The following is a 21,249-nucleotide window of genomic DNA, read 5'->3' on the forward strand; positions in this document are numbered from 1 at the left end:
GCCTTGGAGGAGGAACGTTTCTTGCGTGCGGGGGAGGTTTTTGCCGAACCTGCGGTCGATTTTGCGGTCAAACTGCTCTCTGATAACTATGGAGGTCTAGAAAATATACGGCGCTCAGGCATGGCCTCTTTACAGCAGGGCAAGCGCAGGGCCTTGGCCAGTCGCCCGTGCGTTATCGCGAAATCCTGTAAAAGGCAAGGTTTTCCGCTGATCGGGCTCCAGATCAGCGGTTTTCGGTTCTTTTTTCTGCCTTTTGTCGGGTGTTCGCCAGAGGCGCGTCATACATTCCCGCCTGTGGCAGCGCAGAATACGATCAGAACGCCTATGGCGACCATCAGGATGACGCGCTTGCGTACCTTGTCAAACTGTGAGGGCTGTGGCCGGATGGCGCGGCGAAGGCTCTGGAAAGGCCCGAAATAGATGCTGGCAAAAAGTAGCGCCATGATGAGAGCAAGGCCCTGCATGATGTTGATTGGCAGGCTCATGGCGCCGAATCCACCATATGGATAACCAGCAGCCAGCCCGTGATCAGGGCAGTCGGGATAACATGAAGCAAGGCGCGGAAGTAACGACCGATCAGCTGGATCTGTACATTCTGCCGTTGAGCGGGTTCAAGCAGAGCAACCGTCGAGCGGCTGACGATCGCAGCGTAAAGACCGCCTCCAATCCAGTAAGCCATGCACAGAAGATGAAGCGCAAGGATCACGCTCCAGAGAAACGGGTTCGACATGTTTTCTCCATCAAGGATCGGGTCCAGAAAGGATCGGCGTCCTCAGGATCAGGGCCCTGAAAAGCGGGATCTGGAATACTGGAGCTTTCTGCGACGTTCCCTAGCAGCATGCACGAAATCATCAATATCGGAATGAAATGATCATGAAGCCGGATCTGCGTTTTTCCCTGCCAACACCTGCACAATGCAGTCTCATGGACAGAAAGGCGAGCGAGACGGTTGGGATCGCCAACCTGATGGAGCGCGCGGGATGGGCCGTTGCCCAGGCCGTTCGGGCACGTTTTGCGCCTTGTCGCGTGCTGGTACTCTGTGGGCCGGGAAATAATGGTGGCGATGGTTATGTTGCTGCGCGCTATCTGGAGCGTGCAGGCTGGCCGGTACAGGTATCATATTTCGTTCCGCCACGGGTTCCCGGTCCTGCGGCTGAAGCTGCATCCCGGTTTCGCGGTAACAGAGTCGCTTTTACGGCAGAAAATGTGGCACGGGCCGATCTGGTGATTGATGCCATTTTCGGGGCGGGACTTGATCGTCCGCCTTCTTCCGGAATCATGGGCGTGTTGTCAGCGGCAAAAAGACTGGTTGCGGTCGATCTGCCGAGCGCGATCAATGGCAGTACGGGAGCCATCATGCCGAAGGGCCAGATTACTGTCTGAGTGTGACTTTTGTTCGCCCGAAACCTGGCCATATTCTCTATCCCGGGCGTGCGGTTTGCGGCGAAGTCGTATGGGCTGATATCGGCATGCCTGAAGACTGCCTTGCCCATGCTGCGCCCGATACCTGGCTTAACCAGCCCGGCTTGTGGCGCATTCCGGCGATGAGCCTGAAGATCACAAATATCGTCGTGGCGTTGTCAGCCTGTGTGCTGGGCAGGTCATGCCAGGTGCCACGCGTCTGGCAGCAGCGGGTGCCCGGGCAAGTGGGGCAGGTCTGGTACGGATAAGTGCAGGTCAAGGGGCAGAAGCTTATCGTCTCGGCGCGCCGGGACTCGTTATCGACGAAGCGCCGCTTGAAGCCCTGCTTGAGGACGACCGGCGCAAGGTATGGCTCTGCGGCCCCGGCCTGACGGAAGGAGAAGTCGAAGCGAGTCTCCCCGTACTCCTACGTGCGGGACGTATTGTGCTTGCCGATGCCGGGGCGCTGGGCTGGGCAGGTGAATGCCCGGCCAGACTGGAAGGTGTTGCCGTCATCACGCCTCATATCGGAGAGTTTACCAGACTTTTCGGCTCTCCCGGTGATGATCCTGTCATGGCGGTTCGTGAGGCAGCGCGGCAGATCGGAGCAACAGTCGTATTGAAAGGGGCGGTAAGTATTATTGCAGCACCTGACGGGAGAGTGGCTCTGAATGACCATGCAAGTCCGGCACTTGCCACGGCAGGTTCCGGCGATACGCTTTCCGGCGTGATCGCAACAATGCTGGCGGCGGGTATGGCAACATGGGAAGCTGCCTGTGCGGGTGTATGGCTGCACGGAGAAGCTGGATTGAGAGCCGGAAACTGGCCAATTGTTGAGGCTCTGGATTCTCATCTTGGCGATGCTCGTGCCAAGGCGATCGCACTGGCTTGTGGAATGGAAGATCTTGCTGTAAAGCGGCGCGCTTGACGGTCCTGCTCCGGCGGGACTGCGTGTGCGGGCGTGGTGGAATTGGTAGACACGCCAGATTTAGGTTCTGGTGGCGCAAGTCGTGGGGGTTCAAGTCCCTCCGCCCGTACCAAATAATTCTCCTTAGTCGGGGTTCCTGCCTTGCCTGTGCTGCGATGAAGCCAGGCGCAGGGCCCCGATGGCAACCCGGTCAATAGAGGATCGCCTGACAGATGCAGGTTACCCAAACGCAATCCGAAGGTCTGAAGCGCGGCTTTACCGTCACTGTGCCGGCTGGCGATCTGGAGGCGCGACGCGCCGCTCGTCTCGCCGAGCTCGGCCGTACGATCAATTTGCCTGGCTTCCGTCCTGGCAAGGTGCCCGCATCGCTCGTCAAGCAGCGCTATGGCGCCGCTCTGAACGGTGAGATCCTTGAGCAGGTCGTTAACGAATCCACGACCAAGGTGCTGGAAGACAACAAGCTGCGCCCTGCTGTGCAGCCGAAAGTCGAGCTGGTATCAGGTGGCGAGGGTGAAGGTGATCTCGAATTCAAGATCGAACTCGAGATTCTGCCGGAAATCGCCCTTCCCGATCTGTCAGGGCTTGAGCTGACCCGTCTCACTGCCAAGCCGGCTGATGAAACCATCGACAAGGCCCTTGCCGAGCTCGCCAAGCGTCAGCGCAGCTTTGAAACGATCGAGGAAGATCGTGCTGCCCGTCAGGGTGACGTCGTGAACTGCGACTTTGTCGGCAAGCTGGACGGCACGCCTTTCGATGGCGGTACGGCGCAGGACGTCAATGTCGAGATCGGTGGTGATGGCTTCATCCCCGGTTTCGCCGAACAGCTTGAAGGCATGAAGGCCGGGGAAGAAAAGGTGATCACCGTCACGTTCCCCGCCGAGTATCAGGCCAAGGAGCTGGCTGGCAAGGAAGCGACCTTCGACATCAAGGCGAATGCTCTCAAGACGCCGGTAGATCCGGCGCTCGATGACGAGCTGGCGAAGAAGATCGGTTTCGAGAACATCGCCCAGGTGCGTGACATCATCGTCAAGCAGGCTGAGGGTGAATACAGCCAGTTGTCACGTCTGCGCATCAAGCGTGAGCTGCTGGATGCTCTTTCTGGCAAGACCGAGTTCGAGGCTCCCGAGAGCATGGTCGAGAGCGAATTCGGCCAGATCTGGCAGCGCGTCGAGCAGGATCGTGCTTCCGGCGAGATAGATGAGGAAGATGCAGGCAAGGATGAGGAAACCCTGCGCGCTGATTACCGCAAGATTGCTGAACGCCGCGTAAAGCTTGGTCTTCTTCTGGCAGAAATCGGCCGCAGCAAGGAAATCACGGTTTCCCGCGAAGAGCTGATGCAGGCCGTTCGTCAGGAAGCCATGCGCTATCCGGGGCAGGAGCAGGCCGTGTTCGAATTCTTCAGCAAGAATCCGCAGGCTGCTGACGGTCTTCGCGGTCCGATTCTGGAGAACAAGGTTGTCGACTATCTGATCGAGCTGGCCAAGGTCACAGACAAGGAAGTGACGCCTGAAGAGCTGGCCGAAATTCCGCCAGCCGATCTCTGATCATCTGATTCGCACCGAAACTCCCGGAGTCCGTTCGTTTTTTGACGGACGGGCTCTAGGCGTTCATGGTGGCCATACCAAGATTAGAGAAGTCACACACCGGCCCGATCAGGGCCGGTGGCAGTTAGGAACGGAAATGGCCATGAGAGATCGCGATCCTGTCGAGATCTTCAATAATGCGCTCGTACCGATGGTCGTTGAGCAGACGTCACGCGGCGAACGGGCTTTCGATATTTATTCCCGTCTCCTGCAGGAGCGGATTATCTTTCTGACAGGTCCGGTCTACGATCAGGTAGCCGCCGTCATCTCGGCGCAGCTTCTCTATCTGGAGAGCGTCAATCCGAGCAAGGAAATCTCGTTTTATATCAACAGTCCGGGCGGCGTTGTTTCAGCCGGTCTCGCGATGTACGACACGATGCAATATATCCGCTGCCCCGTCAGCACAGTCTGTATCGGGCAGGCGGCTTCCATGGGCTCGCTGCTTCTTGCTGCCGGTGAAAAAGGGCGGCGGTTCTGTCTGCCGAATGCACGCGTCATGGTGCATCAGCCATCCGGTGGAGCGCAGGGTCAGGCGTCTGATATCGAAATCCAGGCTCGTGAAATTCTTGAAATACGCAAGCGCCTGAACGAGATCTATCGTCACCATACAGGGCGGACCCTTGAAGAGATCGAGCAGAAGCTCGAACGTGACACCTATCTCTCGGCTGATGAAGCAAGAGAATTCGGTCTGGTTGACGAAGTTGTCCAGGCGCGTCCCAAAAGTGTCCCAGAGCAGGGCTAAGCCTGTTCCCGGTTGCGAGGTCCGGCCCTCTCGCCGGATCTGACGCAAGGCCGCAACAAGTGGTTCTACGCTCGGGGCCTGCTGGCCCCGTTTCAGCCTCTGACCGGAGGGGCTTGCCGGGCTCTTGTTGCCTGGCCTAAGTTTGGAATTCCCCCTGTCGCGTTCTCGCCGCATGGCCAGGCCGATCGGGGAGGAGGAGCAACGATGACTAACAAGACCGGCGATTCGAAAAACACCCTGTATTGCTCGTTCTGCGGCAAGTCGCAGCACGAGGTGCGCAAGCTCATTGCCGGTCCAACCGTCTTCATCTGCGATGAATGCGTCGAGCTGTGCATGGATATCATCCGTGAAGAACACAAGACGCATCTTGTGAAATCGCGTGATGGGGTCCCGACTCCTAAAGAGATCTGCAAGGTTCTCGACGATTATGTGATTGGCCAGTTTATCGCCAAGCGCGCGCTCTCCGTGGCCGTCCATAACCATTACAAACGTCTTGCCCATTCCCAGAAGAGCAATGATATCGAGATTGCAAAGTCCAATATCATGCTTATCGGTCCGACCGGCTCTGGCAAGACACTGCTCGCCCAGACGCTGGCGCGTATTCTCGATGTACCCTTTACAATGGCTGACGCCACAACCCTGACTGAAGCCGGGTATGTGGGTGAGGATGTCGAGAATATCATTCTCAAACTGCTTCAGGCTGCCGATTACAATGTCGAGCGGGCGCAGCGCGGTATTGTCTACATCGACGAGATCGACAAGATTTCGCGTAAATCCGACAATCCCTCGATTACGCGTGATGTCAGTGGTGAAGGTGTGCAGCAGGCCCTTCTCAAGCTGATGGAAGGTACAGTCGCCTCAGTGCCGCCCCAGGGAGGGCGCAAGCATCCCCAGCAGGAATTCCTGCAGGTTGATACGACAAACATGTTGTTTATCTGCGGTGGCGCCTTTGCCGGACTGGACAAGATTATCTCGGCACGTGGCAAGGGGTCGGGCATCGGTTTCGGTGCCGATGTGCAGAACCCCGATGACCGTCGACTGGGTGCTGTGCTGCATGATGTCGAACCTGAGGATCTGCTGAAATTCGGTCTGATTCCGGAATTTATCGGTCGTCTGCCCGTTGTGGCGACGCTTGAAGATCTGGATGAAGAGACACTGGTTGCTATTCTTTCCAAGCCGAAGAATGCGCTTGTCAAGCAGTATCAGCGCCTGTTCCAGATGGAGGGAGTGGCTCTGACCTTCACTGATGATGCTCTGGTCCAGATCGCCCAGCGTGCCATCGCTCGCAAGACAGGTGCCCGTGGTTTGCGTTCGATCATGGAAGCCATTCTGCTCGGGACAATGTTCGATCTGCCCGGTCTCGACGGGGTGGAAGAGGTCGTTATCAACAAGGATGTGGCTGAAAGTCGTGCAGCGCCTGTTTATGTCTATGGCCAGAGCAAGGCCAGTGAACCGGCAGAGCAATCCGCCTAGGTGTTTTCCGCTTTAAACAAGACGGGCTGGCTTGTCGCATCGGCCCGTCATTCTCATATGAAAAAAACCTGCCTTTATCGGTAGAAAAGACGCGGCGTCGTTCACGCCAAATTTCGGGTGACAGTGCCGGGATCGTCCTCAAGGAGATCAGAGTTTTATGAGTGAAAAAAAGAGGAAGACTGCGGCGAGCAAGCTCTCTACCGCAGTCAAGGCAGAAGAAGTCAAGGCAAACCCGGTAAAAACAATTGCCGTTCTGCCGCTGCGCGATATTGTCGTCTTTCCGCACATGATCGTGCCGCTGTTTGTGGGCAGGGAGAAATCTGTTCGTGCCCTTGAGGCGGTAACACGGGACAACAAGCAAATCCTTCTTGTGGCGCAGAAAAATGCATCACAGGATGATCCGCCAGCCGATGATATCTATCGCTTCGGTACGATTTCAACGATCCTGCAATTACTCAAACTGCCCGATGGCACGGTCAAGGTGCTCGTAGAGGGTATTCGTCGTGCGCGTATCAAGGAATTCCACGATATTGACGGTCACTTCGAGGCTGAAATCGAGGAGATCGCCGACGCGCCGGAAACGGGAAGTGAAGTTGAGGCACTGGGGCGTACAGCCATTTCCCAATTCGAGCAGTACATCAAGCTCAACAAGAAAATTGCACCTGAAGTCATGGTGTCGCTTAACCAGATCGAGGATCTCTCGAAACTGGCTGATACGATCGCCAGTCATCTCAATCTGAAGATCGCCGAGAAACAGGAGATTCTTGAAGGTGGCTCGGTCAGCCATCGCCTTGAACAGGTCTTCGCCCATATGGAGCAGGAGATCGGGGTTCTTCAGGTCGAGAAGAAGATCCGTAATCGCGTCAAGCGGCAGATGGAAAAGACCCAGCGCGAGTACTATCTCAACGAGCAGCTTAAGGCGATCCAGAAGGAGCTCGGCGAGGGAGAGGACGGACGCGATGAAACCGCTGAAATCGAAGAGCGCATTGCGAAAACGAAGCTGAGCAAGGAAGCGCGAGAGAAGGCGCTGGGTGAACTGCGCAAGCTGCGCGGTATGAGCCCCATGTCGGCTGAGTCAACTGTCGTACGGAATTACCTTGACTGGATCCTGAGCATTCCCTGGAAAAAGCGTTCCAAGGTCTCCCGTGATTTTGCGGCAGCCGAGGAGGTGCTTGAATCAGAGCATTACGGACTGGAAAAGGTCAAGGAACGTATCCTGGAATATCTGGCGGTACAGACCCGCTCCCAGAAGCTCAAGGGCCCGATTCTCTGTCTCGTTGGTCCGCCCGGTGTAGGCAAGACCTCGCTGGCGCGCTCGATAGCGAAAGCGACAGGGCGTCAGTATGTGCGTATGTCTCTGGGCGGTGTGCATGACGAGTCCGAAATTCGCGGACATCGTCGTACCTATATCGGTTCAATGCCCGGCAAGATCGTTCAGGGCATGAAGAAAGCCAAGACGTCAAACCCGCTTTTCCTGCTTGATGAAATCGACAAGCTGGGCTCGGACTGGCGCGGTGATCCGTCTTCAGCTCTTCTCGAGGTGCTGGATCCGGAGCAGAATAGCACATTCAATGATCACTACCTCGAGGTCGATTACGACCTGTCCGACGTGATGTTCGTCACAACGGCGAATAGTCTGAACATGCCGCAGCCATTGCTGGACCGCATGGAGATCATCCGTCTGTCAGGTTATACCGAGGATGAGAAGGTCGAGATCGCACGGCGTCATCTGGTAGGCAAGCAGGCTGAGGCGCACAACCTCAAACCGCATGAATGGTCGATCAGCGACGCTGCGCTACGCAGTCTGATCCAGCATTATACGCGTGAGGCCGGCGTGCGTAATCTCGAGCGCGAGATTGCCAAGATCGCCCGTCGTGTGGTCAAGCGGCTGGTAACGTCGTCGGTCGAAACCATCGCAGTAACGCCGGAAAACCTCGAAGAATTTTCAGGTGTACGTCGTTTCAGGCATGGAGAGACAGAGGCCGAGGATCTGGTCGGTATGGTCTCCGGTCTTGCCTGGACTGAAGTAGGTGGCGAGATTCTGACGATTGAAAGCGTCATTCTGCCCGGCAAGGGGCAGGTCAAGGCTACGGGCAAACTTGGTGAGGTCATGCAGGAAAGTGTATCTGCTGCCGTATCCTATGTTCGTTCGCGTGCGCAGACTTTTGGTATCAAGCCGTCAATTTTCGAAAAGCGTGATATCCACGTTCATGTACCTGAGGGGGCAACACCAAAGGATGGTCCTTCTGCCGGTGTTGCCATGGCCACCTCGATTGTTAGCGTCATGACCGGTATTCCAATTCGTCGCGATGTCGCGATGACAGGTGAAATCACCTTGCGTGGTCGTGTACTCGAAATTGGCGGTCTGAAGGAAAAGCTTCTGGCTGCAACGCGCGCCGGTATCACGACCGTTTTCATTCCCAAGGATAATGAAAAGGATCTTGCTGAAATTCCGAATAACGTCAAAGAAGCATTGACGATTGTTCCGGTCTCCCATGTTGATCAGGTTCTTGCGGCAGCTCTTGTGCGTCCGCTTGAAGCAATCGAATGGGACGAGGAAGATATTCCGGCGGGTCGTTCAGCAGAGACACTTGCCAGTCAGCTGCCTCATTGAGGCGATACAGTTCGGCTGAACAGGCGCGATCCTGTATGTGACATGGCCGCTCCGAAAGGAGCGGCCATTTTCATGGCCATGGCAGGAAAGTCGCAGCGTTGGTTAAAGCGTTGATTTGTGCAGTCCGGGCGCGGTCTGTACGGTTGACGTGATAGAAAACGCCTTCATAGTGCCTGACTGGACAAGCCGGGAGACTGGCATCAGGTCGAACAAAGAGATTTTTCAAGAGGACAAGATGGAAAAGCCGCTGAACAAACAGGAGCTCATTGCAGCGGTTGCCGAGAAGACCGATCTTCCCAAGGCAAAGGCCGGGGATGTGGTCGAAGCTCTCTTTGCCAGTATCGAAGAGGCTCTGGTACGTAAACAGGAAGTACGTCTGGTGGGTTTTGGGTCTTTTGCAACCACGACGCGTAAAGCCGCGAAAGGCCGTAATCCGCGCACCGGTGAAGAAATCGACATTCCTGCATCGATTTCTGTACGTTTCCGCCCAGGCAAGGGCTTGAAGGATGCTGTCAGTTAAAGTATTCCCTCTTCAACGACAGGCGGCGATTCGAAGCCTCCTGTCCTGAGGGCGATTAGCTCAGCGGTAGAGCGTCTCGTTTACACCGAGAGGGTCGGCAGTTCAATCCTGTCATCGCCCACCATTCCTCAGTATACGGAAGAGTTATGAGCTTCCTCTGGTCCCTGACGTGTTACAAAACGCTTGGGTCGACCTCCGATTTCTGCAAACAGCTCGCTGAGAACGGTGCCCCAAGCGGGCACGCCGTTCTGGCATACAGCCAGACAGCGGGAAGAGGCACGCGTGGACGTGTCTGGACTGCACCGGAAGGTAATCTCTCGTTTTCATTCCTGCTTCGTCACGACAGGCTCGAGGAGCTCGCTCAGGTCATGCCGTTTCTCGTGGCGGTTTCCCTGCATGAAGCTCTCTGTTCCTTCCTGCCCCATGCGGAATTGCGCCTAAAATGGCCCAATGACGTGGTGTGTGAAGGTGCCAAGCTTTGCGGCGTGCTGATCGAGCGCGGCGGTATTGCAGATGCAGCGTGGATTGTAACCGGCATTGGGGTCAACTTGCAGACTGCGCCTGTCATTGAAGGGCGCAGGACTGTTTCGGCTGTCACCCTGGGTGCTGAGATTGCTCCTGAAGGGCTTGCAGAGTGTATTCTCGCGCAATTCGGTCTCTGGATCGACCGTTGGGAGCGTGAAGGTTTCGCGCCGATCCGCATGGCCTGGCTCGACCGGGCACATGATCCGGGCTCACGGCTTGCGGTTCAGAAGGGCGCTGACTATATTGAGGGTTTCTTCGTGGGCCTTGACGCATGCGGTCGGCTCCTTCTCCAAACCGATCGGGACGAAATCCAGACGTTCTCGACGGGAGAGATTCTACTGCTAGGGTGAAAGACGGTCTGTGCTCCTCGTTGTCGATGCCGGTAATACCAATATTGTTTTTGCCGTGCATGACGGTCGGGAATGGCGTGGTACCTGGCGTATATCGACCAATGATCAGCGTACTTCCGATGATTATGCTGTGTGGCTTCTGAGCCTTATCGAGCGGTCCGGCTTGCACCCACAATCCATTTCACGTGCCATCATAGGCACTGTTGTTCCGGCTGCGCTTTATCATCTGCGACGTCTGTGTCGCGAATGGCTCGATGTTGAACCGCTGATTGCGAATACGGCGCTTGACTGGGGCTATCCGCTCAAGGTGGATACCCCTTCGGAGGTTGGAGTGGATCGCCGTCTCAACGGGCTGGCGGCACAGCATTTCTTCGGCGGCCCTCTTGTCGTGGTGGATTTTGGCACGGCAACCACTTTTGATGTCGTGGATGGGGAGGGGGCTTTTTGCGGTGGAGCCATTGCGCCCGGCGTGAATCTCTCGCTTGAGGCACTGCATCAGGCCGCCGCACGTCTGCCACGCATCAGTGTCGGCCGTCCTTCTTCTGCGATCGGCCGTAGTACCACAGTGGCGATGCGGTCTGGTCTTTTCTGGGGTTATGTCGGTCTGGTGGAAGGGATCGTCTCGCGTATTGCGCTTGAGATGGCCACACCGATCAAGGTGATCGCGACAGGCGGACTGGCCCCGCTTTTCTCTGAAGGAACAGATCTGTTCCAGCATGTTGCTCCTACTCTCACGCTCGACGGGCTGCGCCTTCTTGCTGCGCGCAACTCGACGGGTGAATTCATTCCGGCACCAGGATGAAGGTGCGTTTTTCTCCAAATTTAGGAATTTTGAATGTCCGTGACTGAAAAGGGTCTCGCATTTCTGCCATTGGGCGGGACGGGCGAGATCGGCATGAATTTCAATCTTTACTGTCTCGACGGTAAATGGCTGGCCATCGATTGCGGGATCGGGTTTTCGGGTAATGATACCCCCGAGGCAGAGATCCTGATGCCCGATCCGCTCTTTATCGCAGAGCGTCACAAAAGCCTTTGTGGTCTGGTGATCACTCATGCGCATGAAGATCATCTGGGCGCAGTTGCGCATCTCTGGTCGCAATTGCGTTGCCCCATTTATGCGACCCCTTTCGCCGCTGCTGTGCTGCGTCGCAAGCTGGGTGAAGCCCATCTGCTTCCCCAGGTGGCGATTCATACCATCCCTATGGGTGCGCGTTTCGAGGTTGGTTCCTTCAACCTGCAATTCATCAACGTGACCCATTCCGTGCCCGAAGCGCAGTCGCTCGTGTTGCGCACGCCTTATGGGACGATTGTTCATACTGGTGACCTCAAGCTCGATCGTGAGCCCGTGGTTGGTCCGCTGACTGATCTTGATGCCTTCAAGGCCGTGGGTGATGAAGGCGTTCTGGCCATGGTGTGTGACAGCACCAACGTATTCCGCGACGGCATTTCCGGCACGGAAGGCCAGGTGCGGGATTCCATGGCCGCTCTGATCAAGACCCTGCATGGCCGTGTCGCCATTACGTGTTTTGCAAGTAACGTGGCTCGTGTTGAAAGCATTGCCCGTGCAGCCAGGGCCGCAGGGCGTCAGGTCATGGTCGTAGGGCGTTCACTGCGCAATCTCGAGGTTGCAGCCCGTGAATGTGGCTATCTGCAGGATATTCCGCCTTTCCTTGATGAACGCGAAGCAAATTCGGTCCCTGATAATCGCCTGCTGATGATCATTACGGGCAGCCAGGGCGAGCCGCGTTCCGCTCTGTCACGCATTGCCTCTGATGTTCATCCGAACATTGCGCTGGGTGAGGGGGATACTGTTATCTATTCGTCGCGTATGATCCCCGGTAATGAGCAGGCAGTCATGGCGGTGCAGGATAACCTGACGCGTCGCGGTGCTACAGTGCTGACCGACAAGGATCATCTGGTGCATGTGTCGGGCCATGCCACAGCTGATGATCTGCGTCACCTCTACAGTCTCGTGCGCCCCAGATACAGCGTGCCTACCCATGGAGAATGGCGTCATCTGACTGCTCATGCGGCTCTGGCCCGCGAGACGGGTGCAGAAGCCATTCTGCTCGAAGATGGTGATCTGCTGCGTCTTGCTCCCGATCATGTTGAAGTGGTCGATACGGCACCGACAGGCCGTCTGGCACTTGATGGCGGGCGTCTGCTTCCCATGACCGGTGGCGTACTTGCTGCGCGTCGCAAGATGCTCTTCAATGGCATGGTCATTGCGAGCTTTGCGGTGGATGATGAGGGCTACGTAATAGGCATGCCCAAGATCAGCGCCCCGGGTCTGCTTGAAGCCGAAGACCCTGAGAGCACACGTATTTCTGAAGAATTCGCCGATGCGATCGACGAGATCCCTGATGACCTGCGTCGCGATGACGATGCCTTTCGCGATGCAGCGAAAACGGCATTACGGCGCGCTCTGGGGCGGAAGCTGCAGAAGCGTCCGTTGGTCGATGTTCATCTTCTGCGGGTCTGATCCTGCAGCGAATTTTTTCGAACGCGCCGTGAAAGGCGCACCATCTTTCTTCAGAATGGTCTAGCTCGATGCGTCTGTCCCGTGGTTTTTTGCCTACTCTCAAAGAAGTCCCTGCCGAAGCCCAGATTGCCTCTCACAGACTGATGCTGCGTGCTGGTCTGGTGCGTCAGACTTCAGCAGGTATCTATGCCTGGTTGCCTGCAGGACTTCGGATTTTGCGCAATATCGAACAGATCGTGCGCGAAGAGCAGAATGCCATTGGCGCGCAGGAATTGCTGATGCCGACTGTGCAGTCTTCCGAATTATGGAAGCGCTCCGGTCGTTACGATGCCTATGGACCGGAAATGCTGCGCATTCGCGACCGTCAGGATCGCGAGCTGCTCTACGGACCGACCAATGAGGAAATGATCACCGATCTCTTTGGCCAGGTCGTGAAATCCTATCGCGAATTGCCCCAGACGCTCTATCATGTTCAGTGGAAGTTCCGCGACGAGCTGCGCCCGCGCTTTGGTGTTATGCGAGGCCGCGAATTCTTCATGAAAGATGCCTATTCTTTCGATGCGTCCTATGAAGATGCCGTTGCATCCTATCGTCGCATGTTGCTCGCCTATCTGCGCACCTTCCAGCGTCTTGGTGTTCGTGCCGTACCGATGAAAGCCGATACCGGGCCGATTGGTGGTGATCTGAGCCATGAATTCCTGGTTCTGGCTCCGACAGGCGAAAGCGGCGTGTTCTTCGATGCGGCTCTGGAAGAACAGGACTGGCTGGCCGAAACTGTTGATATTGCTGATCACAAGAGCCTTGAGACCTTCTTCAACGGTGTGACGAAATCATACGCCGCAACGGATGAAATGCATGACGAGAAGGCGTGGGAAGACGTTCCCGCCGATCGTCGTCGTGAAGGTCGCGGTATCGAGGTCGGTCATATCTTCTATTTTGGCACGAAATACACGGAATCCATGGGGATTTCGGTCAGCGGTGCTGATGGCAACCAGTTTTTCCCTGAGATGGGATCCTACGGCATTGGCGTGTCACGTCTTGCTGGCGCGATCATCGAGGCCAGCCATGATGAGGCAGGTATCATCTGGCCGGATTCAGTGGCGCCGTATCGTGCGGCAATTCTCAGCCTCAAGCCGGGTGATGAAGCCGTCGATGCATTGTGTGAAAAGCTCTATGCGGCTTCCCCTGATGCATTCCTTTATGATGATCGTGCCGAGCGCGCTGGCGTAAAATTCAATGATGCCGATCTTATGGGTCATCCCTGGCAGATGATCGTTGGTCCGCGCGGGGCGAAAGAGGGCAAGGTCGAACTCAAGCGCCGTGCCACGGGCGAGCGTCTTGAACTTTCGGCTGACGAGGCGCTGGCCAAGGTACTGGGCAAGGACGCCGCCTGATCATGTTCAATCGCTTCGAGCGCGTGGTGGCAGGGCGCTATCTGCGCGCCCGTCGCGGGGAACGCTTCGTTTCCATCATTGCCATTTTCTCGCTGATTGGCATCGCACTGGGCGTCGCAACGCTCATCATCGTCATGGCGGTGATGAACGGCTTTCGCGCTGATCTGATGGGCCGGGTGCTCGGGTTGAATGGTGATCTGAATATTTTCAGCGCCGGTCACAGCATCACCAATTATCAGGATGATGTGGTGGCCATCAAAGGCGTGAAAAACGTTACCCGTGTCACACCTATGGCAGAAGGCACGGTGCTGATCGATGCTGGCAGCTATTCGACGGGTGGCGTCGTACGCGGCATTGCGCCGGGTGATCTGCGCGACCTGCATGCGCTGAGCGATACGGTGATCGAGGGTAAACTCTCCGATTTCCAGGGGGATGATGCCATAGCCGTGGGCGCTACTCTGGCTGCACGTGCTGGCCTGAGTGTCGGAAGCAAGGTCACCCTTCTTTCACCCAATGGCCGTGCAACGCCCTTTGGTACCATGCCGCGCATACGTGCCTATCATGTGGCAATGGTGTTTGATGCCGGTGTCAATGATTACGACACCAGCGTCATTCTCATGCCTCTGGAATCGGCTCAGCGCTTTCTCATGATGCCGGGCGCCGTATCACTTATCCAAGTGGCGACAAAAGATGCGCTCGAAGTGGCTCCGGTCACGCGGGCTATTGCCCAACGTCTGGATGATCCCAGACTGCGGGTAATGGACTGGACACAGAGCAACAATGCGTTTCTTGGCGCTCTGACGGTGCAGCAGAATGTGATGTTTCTTATCCTGACACTCATTATCCTTGTTGCAGCTTTCAACGTGATCTCGTCCATGATCATGATGGTCAAGGACAAGACGCGCGATATCGCTGTGCTGCGTACGCTGGGGGCGAGCCGCGGGGCGATCATGCGTATCTTCTTGATGTGCGGCGCCTCAGTAGGTGTCTCAGGCACGCTGATCGGCTTCGGCATCGGGGTGGTGTTCTGCCTCAATATCGAGCGCATTCAGCATGGTGTGGAGCATCTGACCCACACCAGCCTGTTCAATCCGGAATTCTATTACCTTGAACATCTGCCTGCAAAGCTGATCTGGTCGCAGGTCATCGAGGTGATGGTCATGGCGCTGGCTCTTTCATTCCTTGCCACGCTTTATCCCTCCTGGAGAGCGGCAAAAACCGATCCTATCGAGGCGCTGCGCCATGAGTGAAACACCTGTTCTCGGCCTTGAGGGCGTGACAAGGCATTTTCGTTCGGGTGATGAGACTCTCGAAATTCTCAAGGGGGCGGGTTTCGACCTGTTTCCCGGCGAGATCGTGGCGCTGGTCGCTCCGAGTGGCACGGGTAAATCGACACTGTTGCATATTGCAGGTCTGCTTGAGTCGCCTCAGCAAGGCGCTGTCCGTATTGCAGGGCGGGAAACGCGCGCGTTAAGCGATACGCTGCGCACGCAGATACGCCGCGATGAGATCGGCTTTGTGTATCAGTTCCATCATCTTCTGGCCGAGTTCTCTGCTCTGGAGAACGTGGTGCTTCCTCAGCATATCTCAGGGGTATCACCTCGTGAGGCAAAAGCACGTGCAACCGATCTGTTGACGCGTTTTGGTCTTGCGCATCGTCTGCACAATCTCCCCGGCAAGCTTTCCGGGGGGGAGAAACAGCGTGTGGCCATTGCACGGGCTCTTGCCAATCGTCCCAAGCTGCTTCTGGCCGATGAACCAACGGGGAATCTCGATGTGCATACTTCTGACGCTGTGTTCGACGAACTGCTCCATGCTGTACGAAGCGAGAATGTAGGCGCCTTGATTGCCACGCATAATGAGGAACTTGCCTCGCGCATGGATCGCGTGGTGACACTGCGCAACGGTCAGATCGTCGCAAAATAAAGAAAGGGATGAAGCCATGAGGAGGGTCTGATACATCTCGCCTCATGTCCCATGCCCGCTTTGTTCATCTTCGTAATCACTCCGCCTATTCGCTGAGCCAGGGGGCGATACGCATCCCCGATATGGTGGCACTCGCTGCCGAATCGGCCATGCCTGCAGTGGGACTGACTGATACGGGCAATCTTTTTGGCGCGCTCGAATTCTCGCAATATTGCAGCGCCAAGGGCGTGCAGCCGATCATTGGTTGTCAGCTTGCCTTGCCGTCACGCAGTGACAAGCCGGGGGCGGCCTCGGAACCCATGGTGGCGCTGGCGCGCAACGACGCTGGTCTCGCTAATCTGCAGTTTCTGTCTTCTGAGGGATTCCTGAAGGGTGATCCTTCTGATCCCTGTATTCTGCTTAAAACGCTTTGTGATCATTCTGATGGTTTGTTCCTCCTAACAGGCGGTACGCGTGGCCCGCTCTTTCGCCTTCTGGCTGAGGGGCAGGAAGACGAGGCTATGGCGCTGCTGCGTCGTTTGCAGGCAAGCTTTGGCGAACACATGGCTGTTGAGCTGCATCGCCACGGTCTGCCAGAGGAAAGGGCGGTCGAGCCGGGAATGATTGCGGCGGCGGATCGGCTTGGCCTGCCTCTCGTTGCGACCAATGAGTGCTTTTTTTCCAAACCGGCCATGCATGAAGCCCATGATGCGCTGCTGTGCATCGCGCAGGGGCGTACAATGGCTGAGCAGGAACGGTGGCGTGTCACGCCGGAACACTGGTTCAAGACTCCGGATGCCATGCAGGCGCTTTTTGCCGATCTGCCTGAAGCCTGTGACAACACGCTCATGATCGCGCAGCGATGCGCGGTGAAAGTTTCGACACGTCCTCCGCTTCTGCCTGTCTGTCCCAAGGTCCATGAGGGCGAGACCGAGGAGCAGACGCTTCGGGCCATGTCACGGGACGGGCTGCGTCTGCGTCTGGAGCGCATGAATGCCGACGAGGCAACGCGCACGCGTTATGAAGAACGGCTGGAGATGGAGCTGGGCATTATCGCCCGTATGGGCTTCCCTGGTTACTTCCTTATCGTGGCTGACTTCATTCAATGGGCCAAGGAACATGACATTCCGGTCGGGCCGGGGCGTGGATCGGGTGCCGGCTCTCTTGTTGCATGGGCGCTGACTATCACGGATATCGACCCGCTGCCCTTCAATCTGCTGTTCGAACGTTTTCTCAACCCCGAGCGCGTCTCGATGCCTGACTTCGATATCGATTTCTGTCAGGACCGGCGTGACGAGGTGATCCGTTATGTGCGGACTGAATATGGGGGTGAGCGCGTGGCGCAGATCATCACCTTCGGTAAGCTTCAGGCGCGTGCGGCCGTGCGTGATGTCGGGCGTGTGCTGGGTCTGCCTTTCGGCATGGTTAATCGTGTGGCGGAATTGATACCGAACAACCCGGCGAAGCCCGTGACGCTCAAACAGGCGATCGATGGCGAACCGCGTTTGCAGGAGATGCGCGATAATGACGAGGCGCTGCGTCGCCTCATGGAGATCGCGTTGCAGTTGGAGGGTCTGTATCGTCACGCCTCCACCCATGCCGCCGGTGTGGTGATCGGTGATCGGTCACTCGTGGAGCTCGTGCCGCTTTATCGCGATCCCAAGAGCGATATGCTGGTCACCCAGTATAACATGAAATTCGTCGAACAGGCCGGGTTGGTAAAGTTCGACTTCCTTGGTCTGACCACGCTCACCATTCTCAAGCGTGGAATCAATTTCATTGCGCAGCAGGGTATTGAGGTCGACCTCGCAACGCTGCCGCTCGATGATGCCCCGACCTATGACATGCTGGCCCGCGGCGATGCGGGCGGCGTGTTCCAGTTCGAAGGTGCGGGCATGCGTGACGTGCTCAAACAGATGCGCCCGACCCGGCTTGAGGATCTGATTGCGGCGGTGGCGCTCTACCGGCCGGGGCCAATGGCAAATATCCCCGATTACTGCGCGCGCAAGCATGGCGCAGAGTGGGAGCCGCCTCATGAGGAGATCCGCGATATCCTGTCAGAGACCTATGGCATCATGGTCTATCAGGAACAGGTCATGCAGATCGCGCAGAAAATGGCCGGGTACAGTCTCGGTGGGGCTGATCTGTTGCGTCGTGCCATGGGCAAGAAAATCCGCGCGGAAATGGATACGCAGCGCGAGATTTTCGTCAAGGGTGCGACCGGGCGGGGCATTACGCCGGAAAAAGCCGCCGAGGTGTTCGACCTCATGGCCCGCTTCGCCGATTATGGATTCAATAAATCCCACGCCGCCGCCTATGCGCTGGTGTCGTATCAGACGGCCTGGATGAAGGCGAACCATCCGGTGGCCTTCCTGGCCGGGTGTATGTCGCTGGCGCGGGAAAAGACCGACAAGCTTGCCTCGCTTTGTCAGGAAGCGCGCAGGATGAAAATCAGGGTGCTGCCTGTCGACATCAATCGTTCAAAAGCCGATTTCTCGCTCGAAAAACAGGATGATGGCAGCTGGGCCATCCGCTATGCGCTGGCTGCGGTCAAGCGTGTGGGTTTTTCAGCCATGCAGGCCATTGTTGATGCACGTGGTGACAAGCCTTTTACCAGTCTCGCTGATCTGGCTTCACGCTGTGACGCCAGACAGCTCAACAAGATACAGATCGAAAATCTGCCAAGGCAGGGGCATTCGATTCACTCGACAAGCCGCGTCATATCGTTTTCGCCAGTTCGGAAATCATCATGCGCCGGGCTCAATCCGAGGCGCAGGAGGCCGCGTCGGGTCAGATTGGCCTGTTTGGTGCCGCTACCGAGCCTGAGGAGCTGCGTCTTGCCAGTGCTCCTTACTGGCCCGAATTCGAGCGTCTGGCAGCTGAGGCAGAGGCGATCGGCTTTCACATGTCGGCCCATCCGCTCGACGCCTATCGCTCAGTGCTCAAGCGAGCCAATGTGCTGACCTCCCAGAACCTCATGACAGCTGCTGAAAACGGATCCTATCGTGTACGTATTGCCGGCTGTGTAGTCGACAAGAAGGAGCGTCCGACCAAGAGTGGCAGCAAGATGGCCTGGGTGCGCCTGTCCGATGCAACAGGTGGTTGTGAAGTAACACTGTTCTCAGAGGTATTGTCGCGCTGTCGTGACCTGCTCGTGGCGGGTCAGGCCGTGATGGTGACGGCTGATCTCAAGCTGGAAGGTGATGCGCTGCGTATCACGGCGACCGACGTGACAGATCTGGAAAAGGCCGCGGCTCAGGAAAGCTCGGAGATGCGTGTCTGGATCAGCGAGGCCTCAGCCGTGACGAAAGTGCGCGATCTTCTGACTGGCCAAGGCAAGGGAAGGGGCAGGATTGTCCTCGTGCCCGCAGTTGATGAAACCAAAGCAGTCGAAGTCACACTGAATGGCAGCTTCCCCGTTACTCCCCGGCTGGGTGAACAGTTGCGCATGATCAAGGGCGTATCACGCATTGACCATCTGTGACCGGCAGAATTGACCGCAATGTCACCACGGCAGGAGAGTGAACGAGAGATATTTCATGCATCCGGGATCGGATTCTTGCCTGAAGATCTGTTCACGCGTCTCTGCCAAGGTCCCGTTTTCCCAGGAGTTCTGTCAGACGTGTTTCAATAGTGAGAATCAGAGCTGCGGAAACAGGACGCAGTTGCGCGATTTCAATCATCACCAGCAAGATAATCCTGAGAAAACGGATTATGCGCTTTGTGGCACGTCGCGACATGGCTGTGCGCCAAAAGGGGCGCCAATGGCCGGTAAGTGCCTGATCCCCGGGCTCGTTGCTTTCCTTCTCTGATGGATACAGAAATGCCATCCCGTCATGACGGGTGATGGCCGGGATGCTGGATATCTGGTTGCGATTTGCCGGATAGAGTGATTCGTTCTCGAGCCAACGCGTCAAGGTCTGTCGTGGGCGAGACGAAGGGAACACGGTTGAGCGTGATCGTACAGGTGGCATGCTGCCTGGTTTCCATATGGTCGAACGGTGCTGCCGTTCAGTTTCTTTTTAGATCACGCAGGGTAGCTGCGAGCTTGAGTATGGTGCGTCCGAAAGTTTCGTTTGCCGCGTCTCGCCATGAGACAATCAGACTGAATGCCCCGTTGCCGGCAGTACCCGGACGCGCCGGATTGGTATGGTAAATGGTATTTCTTGTCTTGATGTGGATAGGGTCGCCTACACATGCGAGATCAAAATTCCCTGAGGGCATGTGTTGAGAAAGCTGATGAGCGACCAGGTTTACTGTCCCTGATTGTCGCGTCGAAATCATGCGCTCTTGCATCATCACGGTCTTGCCTCTCAGCAGGGGGTGACGACAGAGGCGTCGTCAGGGGCCCGGCGTTTGAGAGATTTAGAGGACAGACATTGCACGAAGCTGACGGCGTGATTTCCTGTTGAATTTTTAATGCTTGCAGTAAAACCTTACTGATATTCCTGATCCGTTGACCCGACAGGCAGCTCAACCCTGAAGGTGCTCCCTCCACCTGGTGTTTCATGGATCTGTATATTGCCACCGTGCAAAGTCACGATATCTCTGGCCGTTGCCAGACCCAGACCGGTCCCGGGTTTATGATGATCCTTGCGCCAGAACGGTTCATAGATATGGTGCCGATCTTCAACCTCAATGCCCGGTCCATGATCGGCTACCGTGATTATGGCCAGCCCGGACGTATATTCCAGCATCACATTGATGGTGCTGCCCTGAGGCTCGGCCTTCGTGGCATTATCGACAAGGTTCATGATGAGGCTTCGTAATGCCTCACGATCCCCTGTGAGCACACATTGCGTCATACGGGTCTGTAAATCGATTGAGCGTCCACTGCGTAAGACATAGGGCGCACAATCCGCGATGACTTCCTGTAGAAGATCCACGAGATCAAGTGTTGTAAAAGAAGCTGTCTGTTGATGATCAAGTCGAGCAATGGTCAGAAGCTGATCGACCAGAAGGCGTAGACGATGAACGTCACGACCGAGATTCATTCTGCTGTCATTATCGAGTTTGATAAGATCAAGCCGTGCCTGAAGAATGGCAACGGGCGTTCGTAATTCATGAGCAGCATTTGCCATGAAGAAATGTTGTTGCTGCCATCCGACTGAAATACGTTCAAGAGCGGCGTTGATTGCTTCGACTGCTGGGCGAAGTTCGTTCGGCAATTTGTCCGTGGGAAGCGGATGATCAATATGATGCAGATCAATAGAAGCGGCGGCACGTTTTACAAGACTGAGGGGACGCAGTGCCCAGACAATGAGCAAAGGCAGTGAGATGATCATGCCAATAAATAACGGGCCATAGATTGCGAATAGCTCTGGTCTAAAAA

At 56.3% G+C, this 21,249-nt stretch carries 15 protein-coding genes, 2 tRNA genes and 2 pseudogenes; 15 read left to right on the forward strand and 4 right to left on the reverse strand.

Features of this window, described 5'->3' with window-relative positions:
* Nucleotides 1-278: 278 nt before the first annotated feature.
* Together JCM25354_RS21975 and JCM25354_RS21980 are read right to left on the reverse strand one after the other, a co-directional pair.
* Nucleotides 279-485: a hypothetical protein gene (locus JCM25354_RS21975; protein ID WP_243443837.1), complete on the reverse strand. Its 207-nt coding sequence runs from the start codon at nt 483-485 to the stop codon at nt 279-281.
* A complete protein-coding gene (locus tag JCM25354_RS21980; RefSeq protein ID WP_243443838.1) occupies nt 482-730 on the reverse strand; it encodes a hypothetical protein in 249 nt (82 codons plus the stop codon). Before JCM25354_RS21980 ends, JCM25354_RS21975 begins: the two co-directional genes overlap by 4 nt.
* Before the next feature lie 137 nt (nt 731-867).
* Here JCM25354_RS21980 and JCM25354_RS16020 point away from each other — a divergent pair.
* The 15 genes and pseudogenes from JCM25354_RS16020 to dnaE all read left to right on the forward strand — a co-directional run bounded on the left by JCM25354_RS16020 (nt 868) and on the right by dnaE (nt 19,401).
* A pseudogene (locus JCM25354_RS16020) lies at nt 868-2,329 on the forward strand (NAD(P)H-hydrate dehydratase).
* Between the two features lie 27 nt (nt 2,330-2,356).
* Nucleotides 2,357-2,441 (forward strand) — tRNA-Leu (locus tag JCM25354_RS02205).
* Nucleotides 2,442-2,541: 100 nt separating this feature from the next.
* Nucleotides 2,542-3,873, forward strand: a complete 1,332-nt coding sequence (gene tig / locus JCM25354_RS02210; RefSeq protein ID WP_025884796.1) for a trigger factor — start codon at nt 2,542-2,544, stop codon at nt 3,871-3,873.
* Nucleotides 3,874-4,009: 136 nt separating this feature from the next.
* Entirely contained in the window at nt 4,010-4,654 is a 645-nt protein-coding gene (locus JCM25354_RS02215; RefSeq protein ID WP_025884797.1) for an ATP-dependent Clp protease proteolytic subunit, read from the forward strand.
* 204 nt (nt 4,655-4,858) lie between these two features.
* On the forward strand, nt 4,859-6,127 hold the full coding sequence (gene clpX, locus JCM25354_RS02220; protein ID WP_025884798.1) for an ATP-dependent Clp protease ATP-binding subunit ClpX: 1,269 nt from the start codon (nt 4,859-4,861) through the stop codon (nt 6,125-6,127).
* A 157-nt stretch (nt 6,128-6,284) separates the two neighbouring features.
* Nucleotides 6,285-8,741 carry an endopeptidase La gene (lon, locus tag JCM25354_RS02225; protein WP_025884799.1) on the forward strand — a complete coding sequence of 819 codons (2,457 nt, stop codon included), beginning with the start codon at nt 6,285-6,287 and terminating at the stop codon, nt 8,739-8,741.
* A 235-nt stretch (nt 8,742-8,976) separates the two neighbouring features.
* The gene (locus JCM25354_RS02230; protein WP_025884800.1) at nt 8,977-9,261 is read left to right on the forward strand and encodes an HU family DNA-binding protein; all 285 of its coding nucleotides are present in this window, start codon (nt 8,977-8,979) and stop codon (nt 9,259-9,261) included.
* A gap of 49 nt (nt 9,262-9,310) precedes the next feature.
* A tRNA-Val gene (locus JCM25354_RS02235) sits at nt 9,311-9,385 on the forward strand.
* 22 nt (nt 9,386-9,407) lie between these two features.
* Nucleotides 9,408-10,136, forward strand: a complete 729-nt coding sequence (locus JCM25354_RS02240) for a biotin--[acetyl-CoA-carboxylase] ligase (protein ID WP_025884801.1) — start codon at nt 9,408-9,410, stop codon at nt 10,134-10,136.
* Nucleotides 10,137-10,146: 10 nt separating this feature from the next.
* Entirely contained in the window at nt 10,147-10,938 is a 792-nt protein-coding gene (locus tag JCM25354_RS02245; protein ID WP_025884802.1) for a type III pantothenate kinase, read from the forward strand.
* A gap of 33 nt (nt 10,939-10,971) precedes the next feature.
* A complete protein-coding gene (locus JCM25354_RS02250) occupies nt 10,972-12,618 on the forward strand; it encodes a ribonuclease J (protein WP_025884803.1) in 1,647 nt (548 codons plus the stop codon).
* 68 nt (nt 12,619-12,686) lie between these two features.
* Nucleotides 12,687-14,012, forward strand: coding sequence for a proline--tRNA ligase (proS, locus tag JCM25354_RS02255; RefSeq protein WP_025884804.1), 1,326 nt, complete (start codon nt 12,687-12,689; stop codon nt 14,010-14,012).
* Between the two features lie 2 nt (nt 14,013-14,014).
* Complete coding sequence (locus JCM25354_RS02260; RefSeq protein ID WP_025884805.1) at nt 14,015-15,262, forward strand: lipoprotein-releasing ABC transporter permease subunit; 1,248 nt, start codon at nt 14,015-14,017, stop codon at nt 15,260-15,262.
* Nucleotides 15,255-15,938 carry an ABC transporter ATP-binding protein gene (locus JCM25354_RS02265; protein WP_025884806.1) on the forward strand — a complete coding sequence of 228 codons (684 nt, stop codon included), beginning with the start codon at nt 15,255-15,257 and terminating at the stop codon, nt 15,936-15,938. The genes JCM25354_RS02260 and JCM25354_RS02265 overlap by 8 nt, the downstream gene beginning before the upstream one ends.
* A 44-nt stretch (nt 15,939-15,982) precedes the next feature.
* A pseudogene (gene dnaE, locus JCM25354_RS16025) lies at nt 15,983-19,401 on the forward strand (DNA polymerase III subunit alpha).
* Nucleotides 19,402-19,492: 91 nt separating this feature from the next.
* On the opposite strand, the gene JCM25354_RS02275 reads toward dnaE, so the two are convergent.
* Together JCM25354_RS02275 and JCM25354_RS21275 are read right to left on the reverse strand one after the other, a co-directional pair.
* Complete coding sequence (locus tag JCM25354_RS02275; protein WP_148301345.1) at nt 19,493-19,834, reverse strand: hypothetical protein; 342 nt, start codon at nt 19,832-19,834, stop codon at nt 19,493-19,495.
* Between the two features lie 519 nt (nt 19,835-20,353).
* Nucleotides 20,354-21,202 carry a sensor histidine kinase gene (locus JCM25354_RS21275; protein ID WP_159103431.1) on the reverse strand — a complete coding sequence of 283 codons (849 nt, stop codon included), beginning with the start codon at nt 21,200-21,202 and terminating at the stop codon, nt 20,354-20,356.
* Between the last annotated feature and the right edge of the window lie 47 nt (nt 21,203-21,249).

The sequence above is a fragment of the Asaia prunellae JCM 25354 genome, from assembly GCF_000613885.1.
Lineage (GTDB): Bacteria > Pseudomonadota > Alphaproteobacteria > Acetobacterales > Acetobacteraceae > Asaia > Asaia prunellae.

Bases quoted from the DNA above. Each gene is read 5' to 3' on its own strand.
- JCM25354_RS21975 (WP_243443837.1), bottom strand. From the start codon at position 485: ATGAGCCTGCCAATCAACATCATGCAGGGCCTTGCTCTCATCATGGCG.
- JCM25354_RS21980 (WP_243443838.1), bottom strand. From the start codon at position 730: ATGTCGAACCCGTTTCTCTGGAGCGTGATCCTTGCGCTTCATCTTCTG.
- tig (WP_025884796.1), top strand. From the start codon at position 2,542: ATGCAGGTTACCCAAACGCAATCCGAAGGTCTGAAGCGCGGCTTTACC.
- JCM25354_RS02215 (WP_025884797.1), top strand. From the start codon at position 4,010: ATGGCCATGAGAGATCGCGATCCTGTCGAGATCTTCAATAATGCGCTC.
- clpX (WP_025884798.1), top strand. From the start codon at position 4,859: ATGACTAACAAGACCGGCGATTCGAAAAACACCCTGTATTGCTCGTTC.
- lon (WP_025884799.1), top strand. From the start codon at position 6,285: ATGAGTGAAAAAAAGAGGAAGACTGCGGCGAGCAAGCTCTCTACCGCA.
- JCM25354_RS02230 (WP_025884800.1), top strand. From the start codon at position 8,977: ATGGAAAAGCCGCTGAACAAACAGGAGCTCATTGCAGCGGTTGCCGAG.
- JCM25354_RS02240 (WP_025884801.1), top strand. From the start codon at position 9,408: ATGAGCTTCCTCTGGTCCCTGACGTGTTACAAAACGCTTGGGTCGACC.
- JCM25354_RS02250 (WP_025884803.1), top strand. From the start codon at position 10,972: ATGTCCGTGACTGAAAAGGGTCTCGCATTTCTGCCATTGGGCGGGACG.
- proS (WP_025884804.1), top strand. From the start codon at position 12,687: ATGCGTCTGTCCCGTGGTTTTTTGCCTACTCTCAAAGAAGTCCCTGCC.
- JCM25354_RS02260 (WP_025884805.1), top strand. From the start codon at position 14,015: ATGTTCAATCGCTTCGAGCGCGTGGTGGCAGGGCGCTATCTGCGCGCC.
- JCM25354_RS02265 (WP_025884806.1), top strand. From the start codon at position 15,255: ATGAGTGAAACACCTGTTCTCGGCCTTGAGGGCGTGACAAGGCATTTT.
- JCM25354_RS21275 (WP_159103431.1), bottom strand. From the start codon at position 21,202: ATGATCATCTCACTGCCTTTGCTCATTGTCTGGGCACTGCGTCCCCTC.